The sequence below is a fragment of the Psychrobacter sp. 78a-MNA-CIBAN-0178 genome (assembly GCF_040309625.1).
GTDB classification, from domain to species: domain Bacteria; phylum Pseudomonadota; class Gammaproteobacteria; order Pseudomonadales; family Moraxellaceae; genus Psychrobacter; species Psychrobacter okhotskensis.
Window position 1 is genome coordinate 1 of the sequence record NZ_JBEOOZ010000194.1, and the last position, 242, is coordinate 242.

Consider the following 242-nt stretch of genomic DNA (forward strand, 5'->3'; position numbering starts at 1 on the left):
GCTCTCTATAGTTACCAAAAGCATGTTTAAGCAAAATATCGTAGTAAGTGATCATGCCCTCGGGCTGATTACCTACATTACTACTTGCATCCGATACAACCAATATTTGACTCAATGCAAAGGCAACACGTTGGCGTAGTTGATCGTCGCTATGCAACACCCCCTTCCACCACGCATCAATCCTATTAATATACTGAAATTTGTTTTCATCAGGGCTTTTCACTAAATAACCACGATGGTAG

At 40.9% G+C, this 242-nt stretch carries 1 protein-coding gene; it reads right to left on the reverse strand.

Annotated elements, in window-relative coordinates; all coding sequences use genetic code 11:
- Positions 1-242: DUF1800 family protein (locus AAEY80_RS14805; RefSeq protein WP_350588634.1), on the reverse strand; the 242-nt coding region annotated here is incomplete at both ends.